Raw genomic sequence first — 24589 nt, 5'->3', positions numbered from 1 at the left:
ACCTCGCCGGAGGGCCGTCCCCACCCGTCGGCTGGCATCCCCTTCTCCCGACCCGGCCTCGTCAGCCATCACCCACCAGCCGTCAGCCGTCTCCCGTCAGCCGGGTGAGGCGGCCGGCCGCCTGGGAGGCCATGGTGCGGGCCAGTTCGAGCGCCTCGGCGGCCGAGAGCACGCCGGAGTCCGCGGCGAAGGAGGCGGCGTAGTGGTGGGTGACGGTCGCGACCGCCGCGCTGACCAGGTCACGGGCGGCGGCCAGGGCCTCGATGTCCGGGGCCCGTTCGTCCGGCCCGGCGGCCCGGCTGAGGTCGGCGACCAGCAGCCCGAGCCGCAGCACCAGCAGCAGCCGCTCCGCGTCCGGCGCCTGCGGCAGCGCGTCGGCGACCACCTCGCCCCGGACCGGCCCGTACGCGCCGCGCAGCGCCGCCGTGTCGGCGCCCGAGCGCCGCGCGTCCAGCTCGGCACGGACCAGGTGCGCCTCCGCCGCGCCGAGCAGCGCGGTGGCGAGCATCACCGCCCGCGTCACCTCGTCGGTGACCCGGTCCGGCTGCCAGCCGACTCCCAGCACCGTGAGGGCCTCACTCAACTGCTCGGCGTGGTCCGCCTCGCGCTCTCCCACCCCTCACTCCCTTCCCTCGGCTCACCACCAGCCTGCCCCGTACGGTCGCCCGCATGCGGCCGGTTCACCTGACCGGGCCATTCGGCCTCGTGGGGCGGCCGTGCACTACGGTGTTGATCATCAAGCTGTGTGCGTCACACGACGATGGGGGCTCCTGTGAACATGTCTGACGATTCGTCATCCTCGGCGGTCCGTCCCGAGGACCTCGTGCGGCTGCTGGCCGCAGCGGCGGACCTGGCCCCGGCGGGCCTGGGGGACTTCACCGAGATGGCCGCCGCGTCGTCCGACGAGGACCCGCCGCCGATGACCGGCCCGACGCCGGAGCTCACGGCCGTGCTGAACCGGGCGTTCGGCGACAAGGCGGCACGGGAGGTCAGGACCTCGTTCGTCAACGCCGACGCGTCGGTCGTCGTGGACGTGGGCGTCTCGGAGCGGGTGGCGGGAGCCGCCGTCTCCTGGATGGCGGACATGCGGCGGGTGTACACCGAGTGCACCGGCTGGACGATGAGCTTCGGTGACCAGGAGTTCGCCGTGCGGCTGGTGGCCCCCGAGGCGGACCCCTGCGAGCCGCTCTCGGTGGAGCAGCGCTTCGGCGACGAGGCGCTGATGCGCACGATGCTCGCCGGTGACGCCCCGCAGGCCCGGATCACCACCCTGCTGGTGCGCGACGGCGACCGGGCGCTGGAACTGACCTTCCGCAGCCTGGTGACGGAGACCGGGGACCCGACGGAGGCCCTGCTGGGCACGGCGGTGGAGCGGTTCCTCGCCCTGGCCCCGGCCAAGTTCCTCGGCTCGCCCACCAGCTGAGCCGCACGCGCGCCCGGTCCGCACGCCCGGCTCGCGGGGAGGCTTCCGGGCCGGGCTAGGCTTCGCCCCTGACTGACTGTTGATCAAGGGGGAGTGCATGTCGGACCGGCTTGCGGTGGTGTCGGGTGGCGGGACGGGGATCGGGAAGGCGATCGCCCGGGAGCTGGCGGAGGCCGGGCACCGGGTGGTGGTGATCGGCCGCCGGGCCGAGGTGCTGGCGGCGGCGGCCGAGGAGATCGGCGGCGACCGCGTCGTCCCGGTCGCCGCCGACCTGACCGACCCCGTCCAGGTGGGCCGGGCGGCCGAGCGGATCGCCGAACTCGGGCCCGTGGACGTGCTGGTGAACAACGCCGGCGCCATCATCACCCGCCCCGCGGACGACTCGCTCGCCGCGCTCGCCGCGTCCTGGCGGCACGATCTCGACACCAACCTGCTGACCACCGTGCTGCTCACCACCGCGCTGACGGCACAGTTCCGCCGTCCCGGGGCCCGCCTGGTGATGATCAGTTCGGCGGCCGCCCAGCGCGGCGGCGCGGGCCCGCACTCGGCGGGCTCCTACGCCGCCGCCAAGGCGGCCGTGCACGGCTGGGCGCTCGGCCTGGCCCGCCAACTCGGCCCCGAGGGCATCACGGTGAACGTCCTGGCGCCCGGCTACATCGCCGACACCGAGATCTTCGGCGAGCAGTGGAGCCCGGAGTTCCACGCCGCCAAAGTCGCCGACACCCTGGTCGGCCGGGCCGGTACCCCGGAGGACGTGGCGGCCGCCGTCGCCTACCTCGCCTCCCCCGCCGCCGGCTACCTCACCGGCCAGATCATCGGCCTCAACGGTGGCGCGGTGCTGGGCCGTTGACCGCCCGCCGCCCGGACCGCGACCGCAGCCCGTACCTCACGGACCTCGGGATCGCGCTGCTCGTCCAGGCCCTGGTCGCGATCCCGTTCCTGGCTCCGGGCACCGCGGACCTCAGCCTGCTCGGCTTCCTGCTCACCAGCGGCGCCGTCTGGGCCCTGGTGTGGCGGCGCCGCTGGCCGTTCGCGGTGCTGCTGTTCGTCGCCCTGGTCGGGACGGCGGCGGTGCTGTACAAGCGGCCGGGGCAGCCGTTCCCGTACGCGGCGTTCGTCGCGATGTACAGCGCCTTCGCGTACGGCTCGCGCCACCGCCGCCTGGCGCTCACCGGGATCGCGGTGGTGGCCGTGCCGGTGGTGCTCCTGGTGGAGGCCCTGAAGCACCATCAGGTCCAGGACGCCGCCTTCTACCTGATGTCCTTCGCCGCTGCCGCCGCCTCCGGCACCGCCGCCCGGGTCCGGCGGGACCACCTGCGCCGCGTCGAGGCCGAACGCGACCTGGAGGCGGCCCGCGCCGAGGCCGAGGCCCGGCGGGCGACCGCCGAGGCGCAGCGGGCGACGGCAGAGGCCCGGCGGGCGACCGCCGAGGCCGAGCGGGCAGCGGCGGAGGAGCGGGCCAGGATCGCCCGCGAGATGCACGACGTGCTGGCCCACGCCGTCGTCCTGATGACCGTTCAAGCGGAGGCGGGCCCGTTGATGGTCGAGCACGCCCCGCACCGGGCCCTCGCCGCCTTCGAGGCGATCGCCGACGCGGGCCGCGACGCCACCGTCCAGCTGCAGCGCATCCTCACCGCGCTCGGCACCGGGGAGGACGACCCCGCTCCGCGCGCCCCGCAGCCCACCCTCGCGGAGCTGCCCGCCCTGGTGGACGGCGTGCGCCGGACCGGCCTGGCCGTGTCCCAGGAGGTGTCCGGTGAACCCCGGCGTCTGCCGCCCGACGTCCAGCTGGCGGTCTACCGCGCCGTCCAGGAAGGCCTGACCAATGCCGTCCGCCACGCCCGGGCCGCCTCCGTGGCCGTCCGACTCCACTGGCAGGAGGGCGAGTTGACCGTCACCGTGACCGACGACGGACCCGGCCCGGCCGCCACTCCCACCACCGCCCCGACCACCGGCGGCGGCCGGGGCCTGGCCGGGCTGCGCCGACGCGCCGCCGGTTGCGGCGGCACCGCCACCGCGGGCCCCCGCGCCGACGGCCGGCCCGGCTTCGAGCTCGTCCTCCGTCTCCCCCTGCCCACCGGAGGTCCGCGGTGACGATCCGGGTGGTGGTCGCGGACGACCAGGAGCTGGTGCGCAGCGGCTTCGTGATGATGCTCGACGTGCAGCCCGACATCGAGGTGGTGGGCGAGGCGGCCGACGGCGCCGAGGCGCTCGCGCTGGTGCGGTCGCTGCGGCCGGACGTGCTGGTGCTGGACATCCGCATGCCCGGAACGGACGGCATCGAGGTGGCGAGGGCGCTGGCCGCCGAGGGTTCTCCGTGCCGGGTGCTGGTGCTCACCACCTTCGACGCGGACGAGTACGTCTACGACGCGCTCTACGCCGGGGCCGGCGGCTTCCTGCTGAAGACGGTGCGGCGGGACGACTTCGTCCACGCCGTCCGGGTGGTCGCGGCGGGCGAGGCGCTGCTGTCGCCCTCGGTCACCCGCCGCCTGATCGCCGACTACACCCGCCGGGTCCCCCGCGCGCCCCTCCCCCGCACCGCCCCGTCCGACGGCGGCGCGCGGCTCGGCGCCCTCACCGCCCGCGAGCGCGAGACCCTGCGCTGCCTGGCGCAGGGCCTCTCCAACGCGGAGATCGCGGCGCTCCTGGTGGTCACCGAACACACCGTCAAGACCCACGTCAGCCGCATCCTGACCAAGCTCGGGCTGCGCGACCGCGCCCAGGCCGCGATCCTCGCCTACGAGTGCGGCCTGGTGGTCCCCGGGACGGACACCTGAGCCCTCGTCACTCGTGGGAGTGACACTGCGGACCACTCCGCAGCGCGATTCGCCCGGCCTCCTCCGCGAAGGACCATGGCGGAGCAGACGGCCGCTCCCGGCCGCCCGACCCGCTGGAGACCTCCGTGCGAACCGCCGTACTCACCACCGCAGTCGCCCTCGCCCTGGCCCTCACCCCGGCCCTCACCTCGACGGCCGTCGCCGCCGCCCCGCACGACACCCGGGGGAGCCTGGTCTCCGCCGAGGCGCTGACCTCCCTCTCCCGGGAGGCCACCGCCGACTACCTCGTCCGCCACGGCTACCCGTCCGCCGCTCCCACCACGGGCACCGACACCTACCGGCTCGTCTACCGCACCGTCACCCCGGACGGGCGGCCGACCACCGCTTCGGGTCTGCTCGCGCTCCCGCAGGACGGACGCCGCCGCCTGCAACCGGTGGTCTTCGAGCACGGCACCATGACCGGCCGCGCCGACGCTCCCTCCACCGGTCCGGACGCGCGCGGCGAGAGCCTGCTCTTCGCGGGCGCCGGCTACGCGGCCGCCGCCCCGGACTACCTGGGCCTGGGCACCGGCCCCGGTCTCCACCCGTACGCCGACACCGCCTCGGAGACCACCGCCTCGCTCGATCTCCTGCGCGCCGCCCGCGCGTTCACCGCCGGGCGCGGCCACCGTCTCGACCCCCGCGTCCTGGTGACCGGCTTCTCGCAGGGCGGCCCGGCCGCGATGGCCCTCGGCCGCGCCCTCCAGGACGGGGCCGACCGGCACTTCCGGCTCGGCGCGCTCGCGCCGATCAGCGGTCCCTACGACGCCGAGCACGCCGAGATGCCCGCCGGCTTCGACGGCACCCTCGACCCGAGGAGCGCCACCTACTACTTCGCCTACTGGCTGGTGGCGATGAACCGGCTCCACCCGATCTACGCGGATCCGGCCGAGGTCTTCCGCCCGCCCTACGCGGCCACCGTGGAAGGCCTGTTCGACGGCACCCACGGCAGCGCCGAGGTGGCCGGGGCGCTGCCCGCCACCCCGGCCGAGCTGCTCACCCCGGAGTTCACCGCGCGAGCCGCCCACCCCACCGGCGCCCTGCTCGACGCCCTGCGCGCCCAGGACTCCACCTGCGACTGGGCGCCCGCCGTCCCGGTCCGCCTCTACGCGGCGAGCGGCGACCGGGACGTGACGATCCTGAACGCCCGTCACTGCGCGGAGCGGTTGGCCGCCCACGGGACGGAGGCCCCGCTGCTGGACCTCGGCCCGATCGGCCACTCGCCGTCCAAGAAGGCGGCCCTCCCGCAGATCCTCAGCTGGTTCGGGCAGGTGCTCCCCGCCTGACCTCCGGCGCCGCCGCCGCGTCTTCCGGCACCGCCGCGCCTTCCGCGCCCGCCGCGCCCGGCCGCAGGGCACGGCGGGCGGCCCTGCGGTCGAGCAACCGGTTCACACCGAGGACGACCACCGCGGCGTAGGTCCAGCCGACCAGGATGTCGATCACGAAGTGCTCGCCGCCGTACACCAGCGTGAAGGCCATCGCCGCGGGGTACGCGGCGAGCAGCACCCGTACCCGCCGGCTCGCGACCGGCCAGAAGAACAGCGCGATCATCATCGGGTACGCGGCGTGCAGAGAGGGCATCGCCGCCACGTCGTTGGCGAACCGGCTGCCGCCCTCGAACACCGAGGCGGCGCGCGGCAGTCCGCTCTGGTTGAGCACGTCGGCCACGATCCTGGTCACCTCGGGCAGGGCGCCCTGCTCCCCGGCCATCCACGGCGGCACGGCCGGGTAGAGCACGTAGGTGAGGAAGGCCGCGTAGGTCAGGGCGAGGTAGCAGGCGAGCAGCCGCCGGAAGCGGGGGTGGTCGCGCCGCCAGAGCACGGCCAGCAGGACGAAGACCACGAAGAAGTGCGACATGTAGACGGTGACGGCGGCGTAGTCGTACACGTGGGCGGTGCCGGGGGTGTAGAGGGCGTGCTGCAGACGCACCGTCAGGGTCTGGCCGAGGCCGAGGGCGGTGTCGAAGTCCAGCTGCGGCCGGAGGTGGGGTGCCCAGGGGGTGTGCGCGCCGAAGCCGCGCAGCAGCGAGTACGTCAGCACGGCGGCCATCACCGGCACCCAGTCGCGCAGCACCAGCAGCGCCCGGCGCCATCCGTGGCCGCTGTGCACGGCGGCGGCCAGCAGCGCGCCGATCAGCCAGAGGAAGACCAGATCCTCGGTGTAGGGCAGGCCGTTCACCCACGTCCAGCGCGCGAGCGCGACCAGGTAGACCGGCCAGGCGGCCCGGCGGACGACCGGCCACCAGCCGGCCGAGCGAGCGGAGAGCTGCTGTTGGGCCACGGGCGTGTCCCTTCGTGTAGGTACGGGGTCACCGAGCCTGGCACGCGATCATGAGGGGTACCTGAACGGGGCCCTCCACCCTCCTCGGGAACGTACAGGAACCATTCCGCTCCGCTCCTGACGATCAGTCAATTCACCTTCGCCACACGGGAATCCACTTGCTCTGCCCCCTCCGTTGCGGTTGGGTCGGGGCATGATTGCCGAATACATCCGGTACCGGGTCACCGAAGGCCGCCGCGCCGCCTTCGAGGAGGCGTACGCCCGCGCCGCGGGCTCGCTGCGAGCGGCGGAGCAGTGCGTGGACTACGAGCTCTCCCGCTGCGTCGAGGAGCCCGACGCCTACGTCCTGCGGATCCGTTGGACCTCCGCCGAGGACCACCTCCGGGGCTTCCGCGCCGGCCCGGAGTTCGCCGCCTTCCCGGCCGAGATCGGGCCCTACGTGCGGGACATCGAGGAGATGCGGCACTACGAGGTCACCGAAGTGGCCGGCCGGGGCGGGTCGGCCCCGACCCTGTACGCGTGGGCGGGCGGGGCGGGCGCCTTCGAGCGGCTGTTCACCCGCTTCTACGAGCACGTCGGCAAGGACGAGGTGCTCGCGCCGGTGTTCGCCGGGATGGACCCGCACCACGCCGAGCACGTCGCGGCCTGGCTGGGCGAGGTGTTCGGCGGCCCGGCCCGGTACAGCACGGAGCACGGCGGCCACCGGCACATGGCCTCCCGCCACCTGGGCCGGGGCGTGACCGAGCAGCAGCGCCGCCGCTGGGTGGCCCTGCTGCTGGAGACCGCCGACGAGGTCGGGCTGCCCGCCGACCCGGAGTTCCGCGGAGTGCTCGCGTACTACCTGGAGTGGGGCACCCGGATGGCCGTGATCTACTCCGGCCCCAACCCGCCGCCGCTGCCCGAGACCCCGATGCCGCGCTGGGACTGGGGCATCACCCCGCCGTACCTGCCGTGACACGAGCCGCGGCCGAGGGGTGAGACGCCCCGTTCCGCACCAGGCGCTCTCTGTGTAATGTCACATGCCATGAAACCCTCCTTCGGTGCCGCCCTCCTGGTGGCGGGCGCTCTGCTGTCCACCCTCTCCGCCTCCCCGGCCCAGGCCCTGGACGTCGGCTGCACCGTCACCGCACCAGCCCAACGAGGCGTGGAGGAACGGCGGTTGACCGATCCGCGCAGCGCCGACCTGGTGACCCGGGGCGGCCTCGGCAGCTTCACCGCACGGTTCCCCGCCGCGCTGTGCTCCACCCGGAACGCCCACGAGGCCGAGGAGTTGGCCGACTCCTGGGGCGTAGCCCTCTGGCAGTCGGCGGTCAACCGCGCCCAGGGGCGGCGCCCCGGTGGCGACCTGGCGCCCGGGGACGACCGGCCGCTGTACTGGGCGCGGCTCGCCATGGTGGACCAACTGAACGGCTGGCAGCCGCAGTTCGCGGTGGACGCCGCCGCACTCCGGGCCCGCTTCGAGGACGCCTCGCGCGGCCTGAAGGAGAACGACTTCAGCCCCGCCCCCGGCCTGAAGCGCATCTTCGTCAGCGGCTTCGACCCCTTCGGCCTGGACGGCGACCTGCGCACCGCCAACCCCTCCGGCTCGGCCGCGCTCACCCTCAACGGACGCCGCGTCACCCTGGACGACGGCTCCGCCGCCGAGATCCGCGCCGTGGTGCTGCCGGTCCGCTACGGCGACTTCGACCGCGGCATCGTCGAGCGGGCCTACGGCCCCCGGCTGGCGGCGGGTCCGCGCTCGGCCGACCGCATCACCTCGATCAGCCAGGGCTACCCGGGCCTGTTCACCGTGGAGGAGTGGGCCGGCCGGGCCCGCTCCGCCGACCCGTACCCCGACAACACCGGCGCGCTCTCCGGCGGGACGTACCAGAACCCGGTGGTGGCACCGGGCATGGGCCCGGGCCCGGAGTTCATCCGCACCACCCTCCCCGGCGCCGCCCTGGAGCAGGCCGCCCAGACCCCGTACCCCGTGCTGGTCAACCCCGAGGTCACCGAGATCCCGGCCGGCGGGACCCAGCCGGTGGACCGCGAGGACGGCCCCACCCCGGGCTCGCGCGCCGTGGCCGGCGGGGGCGGCGGCTACCTCTCCAACGAGGTCGCCTACCGCAGCAACCGCCTGCGCCAGGAGCTCCGCCCCACCCTGCCCGGCGGCCACCTGCACACCCCCGTGCTGACCGGCCTGCCCGCCGACCGCACCCAGCTCACCGACCCGGCCTTCGAGCAGAACGAGGCCGCGATCACCGCCGAGGTCCTGGTCCTGCTCAAGGCGGGCTGGCGGCAGGACGCCTGACGGGCCGTTCGGCCGACATCCGCTGTCGGCCGGGTGTCGGCCGGGGAGGTGAAAAAGTACTACGAGGAGGGCGAGGCGCCCCGGCCCCGGCCGGAGGGCGGGTCAACCTGAGGAATCCTGCGGCCCCCGCGCCGTGTCCCCAGGTCTGGAGCCCGCCATGCGACGAAGCCTCGCCCTCCCAGCCGTCCTGCTCACCGCCGCCCTCGGCCTCGCCACCGCGCCCGCCGCCCACGCGGCGCCGGGCGACAACGGCGACGTGAAGATCCACAAGACCACCACGCCGACCCTCGACCAGAACTCCGAGCCGAAGGTCTGCAAGTTCTACATCGCCGCCCTCAACTTCGACGTCGTGCAGATGGTCAGCTACACCCTCACCCAGCAGCCGCCGACCGGGAACGCCGAGGTGGCGGCCGGCCAGGTCGTGCTGGCCGGCGGCAACGGGCGCTCACAGGACTACACCCTGCCCGAGGGCCACTACAAGCTCGAGTGGACCTTCGCCGGGGAGAACGGCAAGGCCAAGCAGAAGGTCTTCACGGTGGACTGCTCGCCGGTGGACACCGACCTGCCCATCAGCGGCGTCCCGGGCGGTGGCAAGCCCAGCGCGACGCCGACCGGCGCCGGCGGCTCGGGCACCGGCTCCGACGGGCTCCCCGTCGGCGGCGTGGACGCGGGCGGCGGCGGCAGCTCCGGCGGGCCCAACCCGGCCGAGATCGCCGGAGGTTCGGCCCTGCTGATCGGTGCCGCCGCCGTCAGCGTGCGGTACCTGCGACGCCGCGCCGCCCGCCATGCGGAGCACTGAGCTGCCGAGCACCGAGTTGCCCAACGCTGAGTTTCCCAACGCTGAGCGCACCTCCGTCCGCTGCGGCCCCGGCGTCCTCACTGCCGGGGCCGTGGCGGTGGCCGTGCTGATCGGCGGCTGGCTGGTGCACGACGGCTCGGCCACCGCCGGACCGCCGCAGCCCGCCGCCGTCGCGGCCGACGCCGCGCCGTCCCCCTCCGTCTCCCTCCCCGCCTACGCGCCCGCGCTGGCGCCCTCCCCGCCGAGCCGGATCCGGATCCCCTCGATCAAGGTGGACGCCCCCGTCTCCGGCGTCGGCCTGGACGCCGCCGGCCATCTGACGTCCCCTCCGATGGCCGAGCGAAACCTGGCCGGCTGGTACCGCGACGCCGCCGCCCCGGGCGCGAACGGCACCGCCGTGGTCCTCGGCCACGTCGACAACCGCACCGGCCCCACCGTCTTCCACCGCCTGGGCCTGCTCCGCCGCGGCGACACCGTCGAGATCACCCGCCAGGACCACCGCACCGCCGTCTTCACCGTCACCGACGTCCGCACCCACCCCAAGTCCGCCTTCCCGACCGAGGCCGTCTACGCCTCCACCGGCCGTCCCGAACTCCGGGTCCTCACCTGCGGCGGCCACTTCGACCGCAAGAACGGCGGCTACGACTCCAACGTCGTGGTCTCCGCCCGCCTCACCTCCACGCGCTGACCCCCACCCGCCGACCGCCAACTCCCCGATCCCGCACGGGTGATCCGCCGGGAAGGGGGTAGGCGCGGACCGGAGCGCCGGGCCGACGGGGTGCGGCGCCGTCCGGAAGGAGAGCAAGGGTGGGCATCGGTGGCTGCATCCTCCTGTTCGCGGCAGGAGCAATCCTGACGTTCGGTGTGGACTGGGAACTCTCGGGGGTCAACCTCGACGTGATCGGCGTCATCATGATGATCGCCGGCCTGCTCGGCCTGGTGGTCTACGCCCGGGTCTACCGACGGCGCCGCCTGCTCGGCACGGTCGAGGCCCCCGTCGTCCGGGAGCGCTACCGCGAGGAGCTCTGACCGACCCGGCGGCCGGACGTCCCGTCAGCCCTCCTGCCGCATCCGGAGGGCGGGGAGGTCCGCCGAGGGCACCACGGTCACCGGCGCCTCCGCACGGAGCGCCCAGCGGCGGATCCCCGCCACGTCGATCCCGAACGGCGGCCGCGCCTCGAACGACGCCAGCCCCTCCGCGGCCCTGGCCAGCAGCGCGACCGCCCCCTTCGGGTTGCCGCGCGCGGCGTGCGTCAGCCCGACCGCGTACTGCGCCAGCGCCCGCCACAGTGCCCGCTCCTCCTCCGGAGCGCTCTTCCAGCGGTCCTCCAACACCTCGTGGGCGTGGAACGGCCGCCCGGCGTCCAGCAGTTGCTGCGCCTCCTCCAGCGTCCGCCCCGCCGACCGCACCACCCCCTCCGGCTGCCGCGGCGCGCCCTGACTCCCGTACGCCAACGGCCGCCCCAAGCCGTCCCTGGGCCGCCCGTTCCGCGCCCGCCCCTCCGCGTCCCGGTCCCGCCCGGGCACACCGCCGACCCGGGCCCGGACCTCCCCCGGGTGCCCGCACTCCGCCCGCAGCCGCCCGCACTCCGGGCAGACCTCCCCGACCCAGCACGCCGCCTCGCCGCCCTCGGGCTCCATCTCGCTCATGAACCCATTCTCCCCCGCGGCCCGCGTGAGGGCGGGGCCCCGGAGGATCCCCGCCCTCACGTCACCTAGGCCGAGCGCCGCAGAGGTGGCGCCGGCACGTCGCCGGGAGCAGCCGCCGGCAGACGGGCGGAGTCGACCGCTCCCGGGCCGTGGAGGGTGAAGGTGAACTCCCGGTGGGCCTTGGCGTCCAGCGGGAGGGGGAGGTGAATGCGGCCCTCCTCCACCAGGCGGCGGACCTCGCCCCGGCTGAGGCCGAGCCCGAGGCAGAGCAGCCGCTCCGCCCGGATCGGGGCCGGGAGGTCGAAGCGGACCTCGACCTCGAAGGCGCGCGGGTCGTCCAGGGCGTAGAGCGGCATCCGGGTGTCGAGCTCCCAGGTGCCCGCCCAGTCCAGGCGGTAGCCGTTCTTGGTCGCGAGCGACGCGCTCATCGTCAACTCCCGCACCACGCCCGGGTCGTTGTTCTCGTACGCGACCAGCCGAGCCGGGTCGAGGGAGGAGACGTGGGCCCGCTCGTGGACGGGCACCTTCGACGTGCGGTCGCAGCCCGCGCAGCTGAGCAGCAGCCAGACGTCGAGCAGCTTGCCGCTGGCGTTGACCCGGATCTTGCCGGAGGCCCGGTGCCGGGTCGAGGGACAGTCCGGGCAGGGCCGGACGACGGTGGGAAGGCCGAACCGGCGCACGGCCCAACGGGCCTTGCGATTCGTATGCATGTGGGTGATCGCTCTCTGGACGTGACGGAAGCGCGCGTCATCGCCTCGGGGGCGGTTCGCCGACACCGAGGGCGGGATCGTGGTCCTGCGCGCTGGGGTGGATGCTCGAAGCAGCCGTCACTTGTCCATGGGCGGGATGATGCTGAACCCGGGGCGGCCGTGGCAATCGATTAATCTCCGCCCCCCGACGGCGCCCCGCCGACGGGCCTCAGGCGTAGTGTCCGCCCGTGATGCCCGCCAGGGGGTCGGCCACCTCGGTCAGCAGGACGGCTCCGTCGGAGCGGACGCTGTTGACGGCGGTGCTCACCGGTCGGATGGCCAGGTCGGCGGCGGGGACGGTGAGGAGGGAGCGGACCTCCTCGACCTCGGAGAGCTCCGGGTCGAGCCAGGCGTCCAGGTGGTCGGGGTGGAGGGTGACGGGCATCCGGTCGTGGACGCGGCCGGCCGCGTCGACCGCCTCGGTGGTGAGGAGGGTGCAGGTGACCAGCCAGGCGGCCGGGTCCTCGTCCTCGGGGACCGACCGGTCGCGCCAGTACTCGTACAGGCCGGCCATCAACAGGGGGGCGCCGTCCGGGCGGTGGAGGTAGTAGGGCTGCTTGAAGGCCTTGCGCCCCTCCGCGGCCCCGACCAGCTTCCACTCGTAGTAGCCGTCGCCCGGCACCACGCAGCGCCGGGCCGCGAAGGCCTTGCGGAAGGAGGGCTTCTCGTGGGCGGTCTCCACCCGGGCGTTGATCATCCGGGCGCCGGCCTTGGGGTCCTTGGACCAGGACGGCACCAGCCCCCACCGCAGCGCCTCCACCCGCCGCACCAACTCGCCCGTCTCCCGGTCGACGCGCTCCAGGACGGCGGCCACCGGGTCGGTCGGCGCGACGTTCCAGGAGGGCAGCAGGGTCTCGGCCGAGGGCCAGACCACCGCCCGCAGCAGCGAGGCGATGTCGGACGGGGAGGAGGTGGAGACGAAGCGACCGCACATGGTCCCCATCCTCCACTCCCACCCCGTCAGGCGTCCGCCGAACCACCGAGGAGTCAGCCGGCGAGTTGCCGCTCCAGCTCCGCCAGGGTGCGGTAGCAGGAGAGCACCTGCGCCAGCGAGGCGTTCGGCTCCCGGCCCTCCCGGATGGCGGCCACGAACTCGCGGTCCTGCAGCTCGATGCCGTCCAGCGAGACGTCGACCCCGCTGACGTCGATCTTCTCCTCCGCCCCCGTGAACAGGTCGTCGTAGCGGGCCAGGTAGGTCCCGGTGTCGCCGATGTAGCGGAAGAAGGTGCCGAGCGGGCCGTCGTTGTTGAAGGAGAGCGAGAGGGTGCAGATGGCTCCGCTCTCGGCCTGGAGCTGGATGGACATGTCCATCGCGATGCCGAGCTCGGGGTGGACCGGGCCCTGGAGGGCGTTGGCCCGCACGATCGGGGAACCGGTCTGGTACGCGAACAGGTCGACGGTGTGGGCGGCGTGGTGCCAGAGCAGGTGGTCGGTCCAACTCCTGGCCTGGCCCAGGGCGTTGAGGTTGCTTCGGCGGAAGAAGTAGGTCTGCACGTCCAGTTGCTGGATGGCGAACTCCCCGGCCGCCACCCGCCGGTGGATCCACTGGTGGCTGGGGTTGAAGCGGCGTGTGTGGCCGGCCATCGCGACCAGGCCGGTGCGCCGCTGGGCGGCCAGGCAGGCCTCGGCGTCCGCCAGCGAGGCGGCGACGGGGATCTCCACCTGGACGTGCTTGCCGGCCTCCAGGCAGGCCAGGGTCTGTGCGGCGTGCATCGGCGTCGGGGTGGCCAGGACGACGGCGTCGACGTCGTCCATAGCCAGCACCTCGTCGAGGTCGGCCGCGGCCCGCCCGATGCCCTGCTCGGCGGCGAACCGGCGGGCGCTCTCCAGGCCGGAGCTGACCACGGCGGCCACCTCCACGCCCTCGATCCGGCGCAGGGCCGCGGCGTGCTTGGCGCCGAAGGCGCCGCCGCCGGCCAGGGCGATCCGCAGGGGCTGCTGCTCGGTCATGTCACTCCTCGTCCGCGGGCCCGGCGGGCACCTGCGGGTGGTTGGTCAGGATCAGGTGGCCGACGGCGGTGTTCGACGCCGGCACGTGGTAGAAGCGGTGGTCGGCCGAGACGGCGCCGCCGCCGTCGACGTCGCTCAGCGCGCCGCGCGCGATCAGCCACATCACCAGCTCGATGCCCTCCGAGCCGGCCTGCTCGACGTACTCCAGGTGGGGCACCCGGGACAGGCCCTCCGGGTCGGCGACCAGCCGGTCCAGGAAGGCGTTGTCCCATTCCCGGTTGATCAACCCGGCACGCGGGCCCTGGAGTTGGTGGCTCATCCCGCCCGTGCCCCAGACCTGGACGTTCAGCGGCCGGTGGTAGGACTCGACGGCCCGGCGCAGCGCCCGGCCCAGGGCGAAGCAGCGCGCTCCGGAGGGCACCGGGTACTGCACCACGTTGACGTGCAGCGGGATCACCCTGCACGGCCAGCGCTCCACCTCGCCGAAGACCAGCGACAGCGGCACGGTCAACCCGTGGTCCACCGGCATCTCCTGGGCCAGCGTCAGGTCGAAGTCCTCCCGGATCAGGGAGTGCGCGAGGTGCGCGGCGAACTCCGGATCGCCCTCGACGTCCGGCACCGGACGGGGGCCGTAGCCCTCGTCGGCGACGGGGAAGGCGGCGCCGGTGCCGAGCACGAAGGTGGGGACAAGGGAGAGGTCGAAGGCGGTGGCGTGGTCGTTGTAGACCAGCACGACCACGTCGGGGACGTTGTCCCGGGCCCACTGCCGGGTGTGCTCGTAACCCTCGAACACCGGCTGCCAGTAAGGCTCCCGGGTCTTGCCGTGGTCCATCGCGGCACCGATGGCGGGCACGTGCGAGGTGAAGACGGCGGCCGTGATCCCGGCCCGCCCAGTCTGGTCAGCATGCGCGGCCTCCAGTACGGCGTGGTCGAGGCGCTGCCCCGCCGGCCGGCCGCCGCCGACCATCATCGCGCGGTACTCCTCCTCGGTCATGCCGGTCATCGAGCCCGCCATCTGCTGGAACGAGAGCCCCAGCGTGGCGCCCCACTTGGCGAGGAAGTAGATGTTCCCGCCCTCGGCGATGGCCCCGTTGAGGTCACGCTCCAGCAGCGCCCGCTTCTGCTCCTCGCGCAGCGGCCAGGCGTCCAGGTACCCGCGCTCGTCGGCCAGGTAGGCGGCGCGGTTCTCGGCCGTGGTGAGCGACATGCAGAACTGGTTGAGGTGGTAGCCCTTGGCCGACTGCTCGGCGTCGAAGATCGTGGTCCCCGGCACCAGCCGGTAACTGCGGTCCACTGGTCTCAACTCCCCTCTTCCTCGGGCCAGTACAGGCGCATCGGATTGTCGACGAGCAGTCTGCGCAGCGGTTCGCCCGCCGGGGCCACGTGCCTCAGGTGGTCGACCAGCAGGCCGTCGTCGGGCATGTGGCCCTTCAGGTTGGGGTGCGGCCAGTCGGTGCCCCAGAGCACCCGGCCGGGGAACTCCTCGACCACCCGGCGGGCGAACGGCACCACGTCCCGGTAGGCGTCCCGCTCGCCGTCCAGCGCCGGCGGGCCGGTCAGCGAGAGCCGCTCCGGGCAGCTGACCTTGCACCAGATGTCCTCCCGGGCCCGGAGGAAGTCGAGGAAGGCGCCGAACTCCGGGCCGTCCACGTCCTTGGAGACGTCCGGCCGGCCGAGGTGGTCGACCACCAGCGGCACCGGTATCGAGAGGAAGAACTCGGCCAGCTCCGCCAGGTCGTCGGCCTCGAAGTAGAGGACCACGTGCCAGCCCAGCGGCGCGATCCGCTCCACCACCGCCCGCAGGTCCTCGGCCGGGGTGACGTCCACCAGCCGCCGGACGAAGTTGAACCGGACCCCGCGCACCCCCGCCTCGTGCAGCTCCCGCAGCTCCGCCTCCGACACCCCGGGGCGGACGGTGGCCACGCCCCGGGCGCGCCCGGCGGAGCGGCGCAGGGCGTCGAGCAGGGCCCGGTTGTCGGAACCGTGGCAGGTCGCCTGGACGATCACGTTGCGGGCCAGGCCGAGGTGGTCGCGCAGGGCGAAGAGCTGGTCGGCGGAGGCGTCGCACGGGGTGTACTTGCGCTCGGGGGCGTAGGGGAAGACCTCCCCCGGGCCGAAGACGTGGCAGTGCGCGTCCACCGCCCCTTCCGGCAGGGCGAGCCGGGGCCGGGACGGGGCCGGGTGCCAGTCCAACCAGCCCGGGGTCTTCTCGACGGTCTCGGTGTCCACTCTCAGTCCTCGTAGCGCAGTCCGAGCGCGGCCAGCGGGCCCCGCATGCCGTACATGTCCAGGCCGAGCTCGCCGGCCCGCAGCCGCTCGCGCTTTCCGGCCTCGTTGGCCTCGCGCGCCGCCGCGGCCTCGGCCACTTCACCGGCCCGCTCGCGCGGCACCACCACCACGCCGTCGGCGTCGGCCAGCACCACGTCGCCGGGCCGCACCAGCGCGTTGGCGCACACCACCGGCACGTTGACCGATCCCAGGGTGGCCTTCACCGTGCCCCGGGCGTGGACGGCGCGGGCAAAGACCGGGAAGTCCATCGCGGCCAGGTCCGCCACGTCCCGCACACCACCGTCGATGACCAGACCGGCGCAGCCGCGGGCCCGGAAGGAGGTGGCGAGCAGTTCGCCGAAGAAGCCGTCCTCGCTCTCGGTGGTGCAGGCGGCCACCACCACGTCGCCGGGCCGCAGTTGCTCGGCCGCGACGTGCAGCATCCAGTTGTCGCCGGGCTGGAGGAGTACGGTGACGGCGGTGCCGCAGAGGCGGGCACCGGGGTAGGCGGGGCGCAGGTACGGGCGGGTCAGGCCGGTGCGGCCCATCGCCTCGTGGACGGTGGCCACGCCGAAGGCGGAGAGCGCGGCGACGGCGGCCGGGTCGGCGCGGGTGATCGAGGTCCGGACCAGACCGAGTTCGGTGGGTTCCACGGTGTTCTCCTGAAGGATGGTCAGCCGTCGAGGCCGGCGAGGCCGGCGGGGCGTTCAGCGGGGCGAGGGGCGAGGCGGGCGGCCAGGCGGGGGTGGACGCGCAGCGCGTTGCCGCCGAGGACGGCGGCCCGCTGCTCCGCGCTGAGGTGCGGCGTCGCGTCGAGGTAGCGCCGGGTGTCGTCGTAGTGGTGGCCGGTGCGCGGGTCGGTGCCGCGGACGGCGCCGATCATCTCGTTGGCGAAGAGCAGGGCCTCGGCGGGGACCACCCGGGTGAGCAGGTCGATGCCGGGCTGGTGGTAGACGCAGGTGTCGAAGTACACGTTGCGGCCGAGGAGTTCCTCGGGTTCGGGGCGCCCGAGCGCCTGTGCCAGGCCGCGGAAGCGTCCCCAGTGGTAGGGGACGGCGCCGCCGCCGTGCGGGATGACGAAGCGAAGGGTGGGGAAGTCGGCGAACAGGTCGCCTTGGAGAAGCTGCATGAAGGCGGTGGTGTCGGCGTTCAGGTAGTGCGCGCCGGTGGTGTGGAAGGCCGGGTTGCAGGAGGTGGAGACGTGGACCATCGCGGGGACCTCGTACTCCACCAGCGCCTCGTAGAGCGGGTACCAGCTCCGGTCGGTCAGCGGCGGAGCGGTCCAACTGCCGCCGGAGGGATCCGGGTTGAGGTTCACCGCGACCGCGCCGAGCTCCTCCACCGCGCGCCGCAGCTCCGGCAGGCAGCTCGCCGGGTCGACGCCCGGCGACTGCGGGAGCATCGCGCCCATCGCGAAGCGGTCGGGCCGCAGGGTGGCGACGCGGTGCACCAGGTCGTTGCAGATCCTGGCCCAGGCGGCGGAGACCGCGAAGTCCCCGATGTGGTGGGCCATGAAGCTGGCGCGCGGGGAGAAGATCATCAGGTCGGTGCCGCGCTCGTCCATCATGCGGAGCTGGTTCTCACCGACGGCCTTGAGCAACTCCTCGTCGGAGATCGAGAGTTCGCCGGGATCGGGGGCCTCTGCCCCGGACCCGGCGGCCGCGATCTGACGCTCGCGCCAGGCGGCGAGCTGGGGCGGGGCGGTGGTGAAGTGGCCGTGGCTGTCGATGATCACGGGGGGCGCTCCTGAGGGGTCGGAGGGTGGGTCAGCGGTCGGCGGAGGGCCAGCCGGTGTACTGCTCGGCCAGGTAGGCGCGGCCCGCCCGGGTGCCCACCACGCAGTCCAGCTCGCCGAGTTGGCGGCGCAGCTCGAACGGGGTGGCGCCGGGCGGGGTGTGCAGCAGCCGCGTCATCCAGGAGGAGAAGTGCTGGGCCCGCCAGACCCGGCGCAGCGCGGTCGGCTGGTAGTCGTCCAACGCGGGCTCGCCCTCCGGTCCGAGGGCGCGCACCAGCACGCCTGCCAGCACCTTGACGTCGTGCAGCGCCAGGTTCAGCCCGCGCGCACCGGTCGGCGGGACGGTGTGCGCGGCGTCCCCCGCGAGCAGCAGCGAGCCCCAGCGCATCGGCTCCTGGACGAAGGAGCGGAAGCGGAGCACCGTCCGCTCCAGGATCGGGCCCTCGGTCAGCTGGAAGCCGTCCTCGCCCGCCACCCGGCCCTGGAGGGTGGCCCAGATCCGCTCGTCCGGCCAGTCCTCGACGCGCTCGTCCGGGGCGCACTGGAAGTACATCCGCTGGACCGCCTCGGTCCGTTGGCTGATCAGCGCGAAGCCGTGGGCGGAGTGCGCGTAGACCAACTCCGCTGCACTGGACGGCGCCTGGGCCATCACACCGAACCAGGCGAACGGGTACTCGGCACCGTGCCGGGTCCGGTGCCGCTCCGGCACCAGGTCGCGGCAGGTCGAGCGGGAGCCGTCGGCGCCCACCACGTAGCGGGCCCGCAGCTCGTGCCGCGTCCCGTCGGCGGCGGTGAACCGCACCCGGGGCGCGGTGGTGCCGACGTCCAGGACCTCGGTGTCGCGGACGCCGAAGTGGACCGTCCCGCCGTCGCGCTCGCGGGCGTCGGCCAGGTCCTTGAAGACCTCGGTCTGCGGGTACAGCCAGACCGAGGCACCGGCCAGCTCCCGGAAGTCGATCCGGTGCGGGCGGCCGGCGACCCGCAGTTCGGTGCCGGTGTGCTCGTGGCCCTCGCGCAGGATCCGGTCGCCCACTCCGGTCTCCACCAGGTCCCGGGCCACGTCGGCCTCCAGGATGCCGGCCCGGTGGGTGGTCTCGATCTCGCGGCGGGTGCGCAGGTCGACGGCCACGCTGGGCACGCCCGCCCGGCCCAGCAGGTGGGCCAGCATCAGGCCCGCCGGACCGGCCCCGACCACGGCGACGGGCACCTCGGTCACGGTGTCGACGGGCGTCTCGTCGACGGGCGTTGCGGGCACGGCGGCTCCCGGGAGGGTGGGGGTCTGGGAACGCCCCGGGCGGGTCGCACCGGGGACGCCCCGAACGCTGACACCCCGCACCCCGCCGCGTCGCCACCCTTTCCGTCAGACGGAAAGCCCTGCCCGCAACCGGCCCCGCGCGGGCAGGATCGGCACCCTCAGGACGTCCTCAGAGCGCCGTCCGGGCCCGCCGTCCCAACTCCTCGGAGATCCCGTGCACCGCCCGCAGCAGGGGCTCGCGCAGCCCGCGCGCCCGGTCCGCGCCCCGCGCGGCGATCACGATCCCCAGCACCGCGCCGACCGGCCCGGTCCGGCCGATCCGCACCGGGGCCGCCACCGCGACGGTCGCGTCCTGGAGCTGACGGTCGCTCACGAAGACCTGCTCGCGCCGGATCAGGTCCAGCTGCGCGCGCAGCTCCTTCGGGTCCGTCACCGTGTGCTCCGTCCAGGCCCGCAGCGGCGCGGCGAGCACCTCCTCCTGCAGCTCCCGCGGCGCGTACGCCAGCAGCACCCGGCCCATCCCGGTCGAGCCGACCGGGAAGCGGGTCCCCACCATGGTCAGCAGGTCCACCGACCGGTGCCCGGCGATCCGCTCCACGAAGACCAGCTCGGTGCCCTCCCGGACCGCCAACTGGACGTTCTCGTGCGTGACTTCGTACAGGTCCTGCATGAACGGCAGCGCGGCGTCGCGCAGGATCTGGGTCCGCGGACAGCCCGAGGCGATCTCCCACAGACGCAGCCCCACGTGCCAGGAGCCGTCCTCGGCCCGCTCCAGCGCGCCCCAGGCCGCCAGCTCGGCCACCACCCGGTGCGTGGTGCTGACTGCCTGGCCGGTGCGGCGGGCGATCTCGGACAGCGTCAGCGCGGGGTGCTCGCGGTCGAACAGCGCCAGCACCTGGAGGACCTTGCCGGCCGCCGTGACCCGGGTCGTACTCATCCCGCCAGTCTTCCAGACCTCCTCCCACCAGCAGCGAAGGCATCCCCTTGAACGAGCCCAGCCTCCTCCCGACCCCGCCCGCCCTCCTCGGCCTCTCCTCGATGGCCGTCCGCCCCCTGCTCACCGAACTCGCCGCCCGCCTCGGCAGCACGCCCGGCCTGCCCGTCCGCTTCGAGGCCGCCGGGGGCGTCGAGACCGCCCGCCGGATCCGGGCCGGCGCCCGGGCGGACGTGGCCGTGCTCGGCGCCGACGCCCTCGCCGCCCTCCACCGGGAGGGCCACCTCGCCGCCGCACCGCTCCCCCTCTGGGACTCCGAGACCGTCGCCGCCGTCCCCGACACCACCGCGGCCCGTCCCCTCACCACCCCCGAGGACCTGTACGACCTCCTCCTCTCCGCCCGCACCGTCGCCCACTCCACCGGCCCCAGCGGCACCGCCCTGCTCGCCCTCCTCGACCGCCTCGGCCTCACCGGCCGCCTCACCCTCCGTCAGGCCCCGCCCGGCGTCCCCGTCGCCGCCCTCCTCCGCGACGGCACCGCCGACCTCGCCTTCCAACAACGCAGCGAACTCACCGGCCACCCCGGCATCCACCTCCTCGGCCCCCTCCCCGGCCCCACCGCCATCACCACCACCTTCTCCGCCGCCGTCCTCGCCACCTCCCCCCACCCCACCGAGGCGCACCACCTCCTCCGCCTCCTCGCCGCCGACGAGGCGTCACCCCGCACCCACGGCCTGAGCCCCCACCGCCCCCGGTGACGTTCGCGTGCCCGTCAACGGAGGTGCGAGGTCACCGCTCACCCACCGCCTCTGCCGATCCCGCCGCCTCCACCAGCCGGCAGCAACGACGGCACGACCCCGGGAAGGCGGGGTCGAAGTGGGTCAGGTAGACGGTGATACACCGCGCCGCGACCCCGCACAGGGTGCCCCCTCGCGGCCCGAGGGCATGCATCACCCCGGGCACGCCGTTCACCCCGCAAGCCGCGACAGGGGCGGGCTCCCGCACCGCTGCCGACGAGTTCTCACCATCAGGTCCACCGATCATCCGGCCGAGCCTGCCACAGCGGACGGGCAGGTCACCGAGGGGGTGCCCCGGCAACCCCCGTGTCACGGGCTGCGCCCGATCCGCGTTTAATCGGGGCATGAACGAGCGTGCGTTGCGGGTGGTGCTGGCCGAGGACTCCGTCATCCTCCGCGAGGGGATGGTGGAGCTGCTCCGGGCCCGGGGGTGCGAAGTGCTCGCGGCGGTGGGCACGGTGGCGGAGCTGACGGCCGCCGTCAGCACGCACGACCCGGACGTCTGCGTGCTGGACATCCGGATGCCGCCCACCCACACCGACGAGGGCATCCGGGCGGCCGTGGAGCTGCGGGCGGCCCGGCCCGGGCGGCCGGTGCTGGTGTTCTCGCAGCACCTCGAAGCCGCCTGGGCCGCACGCCTGCTGGAGGACGGGGCCACCGGGGTCGGCTACCTGCTCAAGGAACGCGTGGCCCGCACCTCCGAGTTCGTCGAGGCGCTGCACCGGATCGCGGACGGCGGCACCGCGCTGGACCCCGAGATCCTCACCGCCGTCCTGCGGAACGGCCGCCGCCGCAGTGTGGTGGAGGAGCTCACCGCGCGCGAGCACGAGGTGCTGGAGCTGATGGCGCAGGGCCGGTCCAACCGGGCGATCGCCGAGGCACTGGTGGTCTCGGAGCGGGCGGTGGAGAAGCACGTCGCGGCGGTGTTCGCCAAGTTCGGCCTGCCGGCCACCGGTTCGGACAACCGCCGGGTCAAGGCCGTCCTCACCTACCTCGCCGAGTCCGCCTGACGCGCGCTCAGAGCGCGGTCGGCAGTTCGGCCGTGACGGTGGTGGGCCCACCCGGCGGGCTGTCCACCCGCAGGGTGCCGTCCACGGCCGCCAAGCGCTCCCGCAACCCCGCCAGCCCGCCACCCGGTGCGGCCACCGCCCCGCCCCGCCCGTTGTCGCTGACACTGAGCCGCACCCTCCCCGCCCGCGACCGCAGGGCCACCTCGGCCCGGTCGGCGCCGCTGTGCTTGGCGAGGTTGGTGAGGAGCTCGGCGGCGCAGAAGTACACGGCCCGTTCGATCGCCGGGTCCGGCCGCTCCCGCAGGTCCACCGTCGTGGTGACCGGGACGGGGGCGGCCCCGGTCAGGGTGGGCAACGCCGCCGCCAACCCCTCGTCCAGGGCGACGGGGTGAATACCCCGGGTGAGGCGGCGCAGGCCGGTGATGGCCGAGTCGGTCTGCTGTCTGGCCCGGTCGAGCAGGACGCGCATCCGCTCCGGGTCGACCGCGTCCGGAGCCCCGGCACCGAGCGCGTCGTCGGTCAGGGAGAGCGTGATGGCGATGGCCACCAGCTCCGCCTGGGTGCCGTCGTGCAGGTCCCGCTCCAGACGGCGCAGGTCGTCGGTCGCCCCCGCCAGCAGGGCGGAACGCGCCCGCTCCAGCTGCCGCACCCGCTGCTGCGTCCCGGCCGGTCCGAGCAACTGCCGCGCCAGGTAACGGTTCAGACGGTCCATCGCCCGGAGCGCCGCCGGCACGGCGACCAGCACCCCGACACCCAGCACGACGCCGGCGGCGGTGAACCACCACTGCGGCCGTTCCGCCTCCGGCATCGCCAGCGCGACCAACGGGAAGGCGACCAACCAGGCTCCGCCGAGCGGCAACGGGACGGCCACGGCGAAGGTCAGCACGCCGACCGGCAGCCGCAGGCCCAGGTACAGCAGACTGCGCCAGCCCACCGGATCGGTGAGCCCCGCCCTGATCCGGGCGAGCACCCCGCCGCCGCGCGGAAGCGGCGCGGGCGGCTCCACCACCTCCCCCAACAGCGTCCCCACCAGCCGCCGTTGCAGCCCGGCGATCCCGCGCGCACCGTACAGTCCGGCGGCCACCAGGGGCAGCCCGAGCAGGGTGAGCGAGAGCAGCGTCCCCGCGTACAGCACCGCCAGCGCGTACACCCCGCCGAGCACCGCCACCGGCAGCCCCAGGACGGCGAACACGAACCGGCCCGTTCCCCTCCCCGCCCTCCCCGCCCTCGCCACCTCAGCCACGCCGACCGCCCGCCGCGGTCACCGCCGGGCCGGCCGAGACCAGCAGGCCCGTCCCCAGGACGCTCGGCAGCGTCAGTGCGGCCGCCCCGGCCACGATCCACCCGAAGGTCCCCCACGGCACCGCCGGCAGCACCGACCCGGTGAGCGCGCGGCTGAACGCCCCGGCCGCGGTGAACGCCACCGCCGACCCGAGCAGCACCCCGGCGACGGCCGTCAGCAATGCCTCCGCACCGAGCATCCGGGCCAGTTGACGGCGGGTCGCCCCGACCAGGGTGAGCAGGGCGAACTCACGGCGCCGGTCGGCGGTGAGGGCCACCAGGGTGTTGACGGTCGCCACCGCCGCGAAGCCGGCGAGCATCCCGAACTCGGACTGCCGCAGCCAGGTGTCGGTCTCCGAGGTGACGGTCTCTAGCCCGCTGCCAGGCGGAAGGACGGCGGCGGTCAGCCGCTCGACGGTGGTGGTCATGAGGACCATGGTGCCCGCGAGGCCCGTGAGCAGTGCGATCGGGACCACCGCCGAGGACAGGCGGTGCGCGTAGCCGCGCAGGTTGGCGTCGGCGAGCCAGCCCGTCCGGCGGGAGGACAGCCGCACCACCAGGCCGGGGAGGGCCGTCACCGCCCGGGCCGCCGGCGGCCCCAGCAGCCCGACGGCCGCCAGCAGGACCAGGGCCGCCAACAGCGCGGCCTGGCCCGACTTGTCGGGCGTCGAGGTGGCGGCGAGCCGCACCAGCGCCGCGCCTCCCGCCAGGCCCGCCAGCCCGGCCACCACGCGCAGCAGACCGGTCCCGGCCGCCTCGTCCCCGCTCTCCGCCAGGGCCGCGGCCGGGGCGATCCGGGAGATCCGGCGCACCGCGAGCTCGGTGGCCGCCAGGGCGACCAGCAGGGCCGCCACCAGCGCCACCGCCGACGGCACGGGCGTCCCGGGCACGCTCAGACCGGCCGGGGCCATCCCCCGCACCGTCAACTCCCGCAGGAACCACCGCGCCCCCGCCGTCCCGAGCACCCACCCGGCCGGACCGACGGCGAGCACCACGGCCACCACCTGCCGCCGCACCAGCCGCCTGGCCTGCCGGGGCGTGGCGGCCACGGTGCGCAACAGGGCGAGGTCCCGGTACTGCTGACGGACCGTGAAGCCGAGGGCGTTGACCACGGTGAAGAGCGAGACCAGCACGGCGATCTCGCCGAACGCTCCGGCGATCAGCACCAGCCCCGGCCCGGCCTCCGCCGCCCGCGTGCCGGGCGGCGCCGAGACCTGGGCCGCGACCAGGGAGCCGAACAGGGTGACGGTCGCCTGGGCGAGCAGCAGCGCCGCCCCGAGGCCCAGGAAGGAGGCGGGGCTCAGGCGCAGCTGCCCGAGGGCGAGGCGCAGCACGGCAGTGGTGTCGGCCAT

Annotated in this window: 26 protein-coding genes; 12 read left to right on the top strand and 14 right to left on the bottom strand. The window is 74.7% G+C overall.

Annotation, left to right across the window (positions count from 1 at the left end):
- Positions 1–82 precede the first annotated feature (82 nt).
- The gene (locus ACWCYY_RS16570) at positions 83–616 is read right to left on the bottom strand and encodes a hypothetical protein (protein ID WP_449796426.1); all 534 of its coding nucleotides are present in this window, start codon (positions 614–616) and stop codon (positions 83–85) included.
- A 162-nt stretch (positions 617–778) separates the two neighbouring features.
- Here ACWCYY_RS16570 and ACWCYY_RS16565 point away from each other — a divergent pair, with 162 nt between their 5' ends.
- The 5 genes from ACWCYY_RS16565 (at position 779) to ACWCYY_RS16545 (ending at position 5525) form a co-directional block, all read left to right on the top strand.
- A complete protein-coding gene (locus ACWCYY_RS16565; RefSeq protein WP_449796425.1) occupies positions 779–1423 on the top strand; it encodes a hypothetical protein in 645 nt (214 codons plus the stop codon).
- 97 nt (positions 1424–1520) lie between these two features.
- Positions 1521–2273, top strand: a complete 753-nt coding sequence (locus tag ACWCYY_RS16560) for an SDR family NAD(P)-dependent oxidoreductase (protein ID WP_345281500.1) — start codon at positions 1521–1523, stop codon at positions 2271–2273.
- Complete coding sequence (locus tag ACWCYY_RS16555; protein WP_449796424.1) at positions 2270–3517, top strand: sensor histidine kinase; 1248 nt, start codon at positions 2270–2272, stop codon at positions 3515–3517. Before ACWCYY_RS16560 ends, ACWCYY_RS16555 begins: the two co-directional genes overlap by 4 nt.
- Positions 3514–4200 carry a response regulator transcription factor gene (locus ACWCYY_RS16550; RefSeq protein WP_345281496.1) on the top strand — a complete coding sequence of 229 codons (687 nt, stop codon included), beginning with the start codon at positions 3514–3516 and terminating at the stop codon, positions 4198–4200. The genes ACWCYY_RS16555 and ACWCYY_RS16550 overlap by 4 nt, the downstream gene beginning before the upstream one ends.
- Before the next feature lie 125 nt (positions 4201–4325).
- Positions 4326–5525 carry an alpha/beta hydrolase gene (locus ACWCYY_RS16545; protein ID WP_380149959.1) on the top strand — a complete coding sequence of 400 codons (1200 nt, stop codon included), beginning with the start codon at positions 4326–4328 and terminating at the stop codon, positions 5523–5525.
- On the opposite strand, the gene ACWCYY_RS16540 is transcribed toward ACWCYY_RS16545, so the two are convergent.
- On the bottom strand, positions 5494–6519 hold the full coding sequence (locus tag ACWCYY_RS16540) for a phosphatase PAP2 family protein (RefSeq protein WP_449796423.1): 1026 nt from the start codon (positions 6517–6519) through the stop codon (positions 5494–5496). The genes ACWCYY_RS16545 and ACWCYY_RS16540 overlap by 32 nt on opposite strands.
- A gap of 193 nt (positions 6520–6712) precedes the next feature.
- On the opposite strand from ACWCYY_RS16540, the gene ACWCYY_RS16535 reads away from it, so the two are divergent.
- The 5 genes from ACWCYY_RS16535 to ACWCYY_RS16515 all read left to right on the top strand — a co-directional run bounded on the left by ACWCYY_RS16535 (position 6713) and on the right by ACWCYY_RS16515 (position 10637).
- Positions 6713–7474: a globin domain-containing protein gene (locus ACWCYY_RS16535; protein ID WP_449796422.1), complete on the top strand. Its 762-nt coding sequence runs from the start codon at positions 6713–6715 to the stop codon at positions 7472–7474.
- 69 nt (positions 7475–7543) lie between these two features.
- Positions 7544–8809 carry a pyroglutamyl peptidase gene (locus tag ACWCYY_RS16530; RefSeq protein ID WP_449796421.1) on the top strand — a complete coding sequence of 422 codons (1266 nt, stop codon included), beginning with the start codon at positions 7544–7546 and terminating at the stop codon, positions 8807–8809.
- 157 nt (positions 8810–8966) lie between these two features.
- On the top strand, positions 8967–9608 hold the full coding sequence (locus tag ACWCYY_RS16525; protein WP_345282236.1) for a hypothetical protein: 642 nt from the start codon (positions 8967–8969) through the stop codon (positions 9606–9608).
- A gap of 91 nt (positions 9609–9699) precedes the next feature.
- The gene (locus ACWCYY_RS16520; protein WP_449796420.1) at positions 9700–10296 is read left to right on the top strand and encodes a class F sortase; all 597 of its coding nucleotides are present in this window, start codon (positions 9700–9702) and stop codon (positions 10294–10296) included.
- 119 nt (positions 10297–10415) lie between these two features.
- Positions 10416–10637 carry a DUF6458 family protein gene (locus tag ACWCYY_RS16515; RefSeq protein ID WP_380149958.1) on the top strand — a complete coding sequence of 74 codons (222 nt, stop codon included), beginning with the start codon at positions 10416–10418 and terminating at the stop codon, positions 10635–10637.
- A gap of 24 nt (positions 10638–10661) precedes the next feature.
- Here the strand turns inward: ACWCYY_RS16515 and ACWCYY_RS16510 are convergent, their stop codons facing one another.
- The 10 genes from ACWCYY_RS16510 to ACWCYY_RS16465 all read right to left on the bottom strand — a co-directional run bounded on the left by ACWCYY_RS16510 (position 10662) and on the right by ACWCYY_RS16465 (position 20152).
- Entirely contained in the window at positions 10662–11258 is a 597-nt protein-coding gene (locus ACWCYY_RS16510; protein WP_380149957.1) for a DUF309 domain-containing protein, read from the bottom strand.
- A gap of 65 nt (positions 11259–11323) precedes the next feature.
- Positions 11324–11968 (bottom strand): DUF1062 domain-containing protein, encoded by a 645-nt coding sequence (locus ACWCYY_RS16505; RefSeq protein WP_449796419.1) that lies wholly within the window; start codon positions 11966–11968, stop codon positions 11324–11326.
- 208 nt (positions 11969–12176) lie between these two features.
- Positions 12177–12941 carry an SOS response-associated peptidase gene (locus tag ACWCYY_RS16500; protein ID WP_449796418.1) on the bottom strand — a complete coding sequence of 255 codons (765 nt, stop codon included), beginning with the start codon at positions 12939–12941 and terminating at the stop codon, positions 12177–12179.
- Positions 12942–12994: 53 nt separating this feature from the next.
- A complete protein-coding gene (locus ACWCYY_RS16495; protein ID WP_449796417.1) occupies positions 12995–13957 on the bottom strand; it encodes a Gfo/Idh/MocA family oxidoreductase in 963 nt (320 codons plus the stop codon).
- 1 nt (position 13958) lies between these two features.
- Positions 13959–15251 carry a protocatechuate 4,5-dioxygenase subunit alpha gene (ligA, locus tag ACWCYY_RS16490; RefSeq protein ID WP_380149968.1) on the bottom strand — a complete coding sequence of 431 codons (1293 nt, stop codon included), beginning with the start codon at positions 15249–15251 and terminating at the stop codon, positions 13959–13961.
- 5 nt (positions 15252–15256) lie between these two features.
- A complete protein-coding gene (locus ACWCYY_RS16485) occupies positions 15257–16186 on the bottom strand; it encodes an amidohydrolase family protein (protein WP_449796416.1) in 930 nt (309 codons plus the stop codon).
- Between the two features lie 2 nt (positions 16187–16188).
- The gene (gene ligK, locus ACWCYY_RS16480; protein WP_345282249.1) at positions 16189–16878 is read right to left on the bottom strand and encodes a 4-carboxy-4-hydroxy-2-oxoadipate aldolase/oxaloacetate decarboxylase; all 690 of its coding nucleotides are present in this window, start codon (positions 16876–16878) and stop codon (positions 16189–16191) included.
- 20 nt (positions 16879–16898) lie between these two features.
- On the bottom strand, positions 16899–17960 hold the full coding sequence (locus tag ACWCYY_RS16475; protein WP_449796415.1) for an amidohydrolase family protein: 1062 nt from the start codon (positions 17958–17960) through the stop codon (positions 16899–16901).
- Between the two features lie 31 nt (positions 17961–17991).
- A complete protein-coding gene (locus tag ACWCYY_RS16470; protein WP_449796414.1) occupies positions 17992–19215 on the bottom strand; it encodes a 4-hydroxybenzoate 3-monooxygenase in 1224 nt (407 codons plus the stop codon).
- A gap of 169 nt (positions 19216–19384) precedes the next feature.
- Positions 19385–20152, bottom strand: coding sequence for an IclR family transcriptional regulator (locus ACWCYY_RS16465; RefSeq protein ID WP_345282255.1), 768 nt, complete (start codon positions 20150–20152; stop codon positions 19385–19387).
- 47 nt (positions 20153–20199) lie between these two features.
- On the opposite strand from ACWCYY_RS16465, the gene ACWCYY_RS16460 reads away from it, so the two are divergent.
- Both ACWCYY_RS16460 and ACWCYY_RS16455 read left to right on the top strand, forming a co-directional pair.
- Positions 20200–20907, top strand: coding sequence for a substrate-binding domain-containing protein (locus ACWCYY_RS16460; protein ID WP_345282257.1), 708 nt, complete (start codon positions 20200–20202; stop codon positions 20905–20907).
- Between the two features lie 383 nt (positions 20908–21290).
- Entirely contained in the window at positions 21291–21956 is a 666-nt protein-coding gene (locus ACWCYY_RS16455; protein ID WP_449796413.1) for a response regulator, read from the top strand.
- A gap of 7 nt (positions 21957–21963) precedes the next feature.
- Here the strand turns inward: ACWCYY_RS16455 and ACWCYY_RS16450 are convergent, their stop codons facing one another.
- The gene (locus ACWCYY_RS16450) at positions 21964–23148 is read right to left on the bottom strand and encodes a sensor histidine kinase (protein WP_345282261.1); all 1185 of its coding nucleotides are present in this window, start codon (positions 23146–23148) and stop codon (positions 21964–21966) included.
- A 43-nt stretch (positions 23149–23191) separates the two neighbouring features.
- The gene (locus ACWCYY_RS16445) at positions 23192–24589 is read right to left on the bottom strand and encodes an FtsX-like permease family protein (RefSeq protein ID WP_449796412.1); all 1398 of its coding nucleotides are present in this window, start codon (positions 24587–24589) and stop codon (positions 23192–23194) included.

This window comes from Kitasatospora sp. NPDC001664 (assembly GCF_053596675.1).
This window is presented reverse-complemented; position numbering and strand designations above follow the sequence as displayed.